This window comes from Roseateles sp. P5_E11, assembly GCF_054049355.1.
Window position 1 is genome coordinate 1 of record NZ_JBFUMO010000550.1, and the last position, 3,864, is coordinate 3,864.

6 protein-coding genes are annotated in these 3,864 nt (G+C 70.2%); 4 read left to right on the forward strand and 2 right to left on the reverse strand.

All coding sequences use genetic code 11. The annotated features are described in order from the left end of the window. The 4 genes from ACXJKR_RS26690 to ACXJKR_RS26705 form a co-directional block, all read left to right on the forward strand. A partial coding sequence (locus tag ACXJKR_RS26690; protein ID WP_457325390.1) for a TOBE-like domain-containing protein occupies nucleotides 1-309 on the forward strand: 309 nt, incomplete at its 5' end. A gap of 105 nt (nucleotides 310-414) precedes the next feature. Continuing rightward, nucleotides 415-741: a hypothetical protein gene (locus tag ACXJKR_RS26695; RefSeq protein WP_056197602.1), complete on the forward strand. Its 327-nt coding sequence runs from the start codon at nucleotides 415-417 to the stop codon at nucleotides 739-741. Nucleotides 742-857: 116 nt separating this feature from the next. Continuing rightward, nucleotides 858-1,076 carry a TOBE domain-containing protein gene (locus ACXJKR_RS26700; RefSeq protein ID WP_056197604.1) on the forward strand — a complete coding sequence of 73 codons (219 nt, stop codon included), beginning with the start codon at nucleotides 858-860 and terminating at the stop codon, nucleotides 1,074-1,076. A 3-nt stretch (nucleotides 1,077-1,079) separates the two neighbouring features. Continuing rightward, nucleotides 1,080-1,667, forward strand: a complete 588-nt coding sequence (locus ACXJKR_RS26705) for an RBBP9/YdeN family alpha/beta hydrolase (protein WP_056197606.1) — start codon at nucleotides 1,080-1,082, stop codon at nucleotides 1,665-1,667. Between the two features lie 24 nt (nucleotides 1,668-1,691). Here ACXJKR_RS26705 and ACXJKR_RS26710 read toward each other — a convergent pair whose 3' ends face one another. Further along, nucleotides 1,692-2,882: a hypothetical protein gene (locus ACXJKR_RS26710; protein ID WP_457325391.1), complete on the reverse strand. Its 1,191-nt coding sequence runs from the start codon at nucleotides 2,880-2,882 to the stop codon at nucleotides 1,692-1,694. A gap of 148 nt (nucleotides 2,883-3,030) precedes the next feature. Continuing rightward, nucleotides 3,031-3,864, reverse strand: an 834-nt coding sequence (locus ACXJKR_RS26715; RefSeq protein WP_457325392.1) for a dienelactone hydrolase family protein, incomplete at its 5' end; no start/stop codon positions are given.

The window sequence follows — 3,864 nt, forward strand, 5'->3', positions numbered from 1 at the left end:
GTGCTGCACATGGGCGAGCACCAGTTGCCGCACCAGGGCGCGCATGGTGACGGCGAAGTGCAGGCCTATGCACGGCCGCATGAACTGCAGATCCTGACCGACGAGTCGGCGCACGGCTTGTCGGCCACCGTGGAGCGCGTGCTGTCCTTCGGCGCGAGCGCGCGTGTCGAGCTGATCGGCCCGGATGGCCAGCCGCTGGAGGCAGAGCTGACGCGCGAGGAGGCGGACACGTTGCGGCTGCAAGGCGGGCAGCGCGTGAAGCTGAGCGCGGCACGGTTGAGTCTGTTCGAGGCCGGCGCGGGCATCTAGGGAGGTCACCCCCGCCGGCTGTCCGCTTGCTGGTCGGGTTTGCGTCCGTCCAGGCAAGGGTCAGCGTCGACGAAGTCCGCCGGCGGGCCCTGCCAGGAGCCCGCCATGCCCATCCCCGCCCTGCAGCGCCGCCTGATCGGCCTCGCCGCCCTCGCCGTCCTCGGCGTCTACCACCTCACCCGGCCTGCTCACGCCTGTGGGCTTCCGCGCCCTGCATCGGCCGTCGTGCCCGAGTCCGCTGCCAGTGCCGCCAAACGCCGAAACGACACGGCGCTGCGGTTCGATCCGCCCGCAGCCGGGAAGCTGCGTCCGACCCGGGCCGATTACGAGGACTGCATCGATCACCCTTCACTCGACGGCCTGGTCACCGATTGCTCAGCGCTGCTGCCCGAAACGCCAGCCAAGCCCGCGCGCCCGGCCAAGGCCCGCTGAGCCGCGCCGCACCCGGCTGGCATATTCGGCCCGCGCATGCGCTGCTGCGCATTGCTTCCTTCCTTGATCGCAGGGCGCTGACCACACTGGGGGTTCCACTGTTCAAGGAACACCCAATGAGCATCACCGCCATCAACGTGCGCAACCAGTTCCGCGGCACGATCAAGGAAATCATCGAAGGCCCGGTCGTCTCCGAGGTCGACGTCCTCACTCGCAACGGCGACATCGTCACTTCGGTCATCACGACACGCTCGGTCAAGGACCTGGGCCTGGAGGTCGGCCGCGAGGTCGTCGCCCTGGTCAAGTCCACCGAAGTGTCGATCGCGACGCTGTAAGCCATGGCCTACCAGCCGCCGCGCGTTCTCATCATCCCGGGCCTGAACGACAGCGGCTCGGCGCATTGGCAAACCTGGCTGCAGGGGCAGTACCGCGACGCCCGCCGCGTCACGCAGCGCGACCCGAGCAAACCCGAGTTGGAGCGCTGGGCCGAGCGCATTCAGCGCACGCTGGAAGTGGCGGGTGAAGGGGAATGGCTGGCCGTGGCCCACAGCTTCGGCTGCCTGGCGCTGGCGCGCCACCTGGCTGACCACCCTGACTCCCCCATTCGCGAGGCCCTTTTCGTTGCCCCGGCCGAGCCTGACAAGTTCGGCATCGCCGAGTCGCTGCCCCACCATCGCCTGCCGCGCCGCTCGCGCCTGATCGCCAGCAGCACCGATCCCTGGATGAGCGCCGCCAGCGCCGCGCGTTGGGCGCACCGTTGGGGAGCGAGTTACAGCAACCTCGGCCCGGTCGGGCACATCAATGCCGAGGCCGGCTTCGGGCCCTTCCCGCTGGCCAAGAGCTGGATCGAAGCGGCCCGGGCGCGCGCCGCTGCCGAGCAGCGGCCGCGCCATGCCGAGTTCCGCGAGTGGGCCTTTGCCATCTGAAGTGGCGGCTCGGCAGCCGAGAGTTCAACAGCCGTGGACGAGGAACTCGACCCGCCGGTCGAGCGCGTCGGACAGGTCGTCGCGGCCGTTGCCGATCAGCGCCTGCCTGGAGCCGACGCCACTGCTGGCCAGTCGCGGCGTCAGCTTGGGTGCCACCCGCTTCAACTCGCCCGCGACCATCTCCGCGCGCATCAGCGAAATCCTTTCGTTCACCGGCTCGGCGCCGCTTGCGCTCGTGTGGCCGACCACGTCCAGGCAACTCGGCCGCGCCGCAGCGCGGCGGCCGATCTCGCTCATCCACATCGCATAAGGCAACGCCGTGGTGCCCGGCGGCGACCAGATCGCCGCGGTGCCGGGCTTGAACAGCACCTTCACGCCCAGCCGCTTCTGGTCGAGCCCTTGCTCGACGATGTCGCCGAAGGCCTTGGCCGCCGCCGACCGCTGGCCGAGCCGCATCCGCGTGAGGTACAGCCCGGTGTGCACGCGCAACTGGTTGCCGCCGGGGCTGGCCAGCGCCGTCTCGAACAGCGTGGCGGCTTGCGCATAGCGCTTGGCGGCATAGGCCTCGCTGGCCTCAGCGATGGTCGCAGCCGTCACGATGCGGTCGATGTACAGCGGGTGGATGGCGTCGCCGGGCTTGGTGCCTTGACAGGTGCGCACATAGCCGGTGGTGGCATCGTCCGGCGCCCAAGCCGGTGAATCGGCGAACAGCGGCAACGGCGTCGTGTCTACGCCCTCGGGCAGCGCGAAGGCCAGGCCTTTGCTGACCAGCTTGCCGGTCTTCAGGTCCGCCAGGGCCAGGCAGATCCGGAAGGCTTCGCGCCTGCCCTCGCTCTTGCGCTCGGCATTCACGCCGGTGAAGGTCCCGGTCAGGATCAGCGGCCCGCGCACGACGTTGACCGGGTTGAACGGCTTGACGTTGTAGCGCGGGTACTGCTGGCCGATCAGCTTGACCAGTTGCGCGCCCAGCGTCTGCGTGGCATTCGATTGAAGCCCGGTCACACCGTCCACCAGAGGGTCGATCACCAGCTCCCGGGCCTCGGCCGGCTGCGCATCGGCGAGCAAAGCCGTGGCGGCGCGCAGCACGGCGGCATCGAACGGCAGCGTGGGGGGTGGCACCGGCGCCGGCGGCGGTGCAGGCACGGCGGCCGGGACCGGCGCTGCCGCGGGGGCCGTGGCAGGGCCGGGGGCACCGCAAGCGCCCAAAAGGCTCATGAGGCTCACGGCAGCCAACACCGCCAGCCGCCAGCCGGCCCTGGCCGGCCGGACCTGGAAGACAAAACTGCCGCGTCTGATTCGATGCTGTGTCATGGCGCGCTCGCGTCGGGCCTCGGGAGCCGCAAGCGTATCGCGCCTGCGCGCCCTAGCCGAGCGTTGACTTGAATACCGCCAGCGTCCTCTCCCAGGCCTGCTGCGCCGCCGCGGGGTCGTAGCGTGGCGTCGTGTCGTTGTTGAAGCCGTGCTGGGTGCCGGCGTAAACGAACTGCTCGTAGCGCACGCCCGCCGCCTTCAGCGCGGCTTCATAGGGTGGCCAGCTGGCATTGACGCGCTCGTCGTTGCCGGCGTAGTGCAGCAGCAGCCGCGCCTTGATGCGCGGCACGTCTTCCAGCGCTGGCGCGGCGCCGTAGAAGGGCACGGCCACGGCCAGCTCAGGCACCTGCGTGGCCACATGGTTGGCCAGCGAGCCACCCCAGCAGAAGCCGACCACGCCGACCTTGCCATTGGCATCCGGCAGCGCCAGCAGCCCGCGAGCAGCGGCGACGATGTCTGCACGCGTCTTGCCGGCGTCGAGCTTGCCGAAGAGCTCGCGCGCCTTGTCCTCGTCGCCCGGGTAGCCGCCTAGCGGCGCCAGTGCGTCGGGCGCATAGGCCACGTAGCCGGCGAGCGCGACACGGCGGGCGATGTCCTCGATGTGCGGGTTCAGGCCGCGGTTCTCATGCACGACGAGCACGGCGGGCAGCTTGCCCGCGGCACTTGCCGGCTTGGCCAGATAGCCCTGCACCTTGCCGTTGCCTTGCGGCGAATCGAAGGCCTGGCGGCGCGTCACCAGGCGCGGGTCATCTGGCTTGACTTGCTGGGCCGCGGCGAAATTGGGGCTGAGTGTGGCCAACAGCGCAGCGGCACCAGCCGGGCCACCGGCAAAGCTGGCGGCCTGCTCAAGAAACCCGCGCCGGCTCAGGTCGCCGTGCACGTAGCG

Bases quoted from the DNA above. Each gene is read 5' to 3' on its own strand.
- ACXJKR_RS26695 (WP_056197602.1), top strand. From the start codon at position 415: ATGCCCATCCCCGCCCTGCAGCGCCGCCTGATCGGCCTCGCCGCCCTC.
- ACXJKR_RS26700 (WP_056197604.1), top strand. From the start codon at position 858: ATGAGCATCACCGCCATCAACGTGCGCAACCAGTTCCGCGGCACGATC.
- ACXJKR_RS26705 (WP_056197606.1), top strand. From the start codon at position 1,080: ATGGCCTACCAGCCGCCGCGCGTTCTCATCATCCCGGGCCTGAACGAC.
- ACXJKR_RS26710 (WP_457325391.1), bottom strand. From the start codon at position 2,882: ATGAGCCTTTTGGGCGCTTGCGGTGCCCCCGGCCCTGCCACGGCCCCC.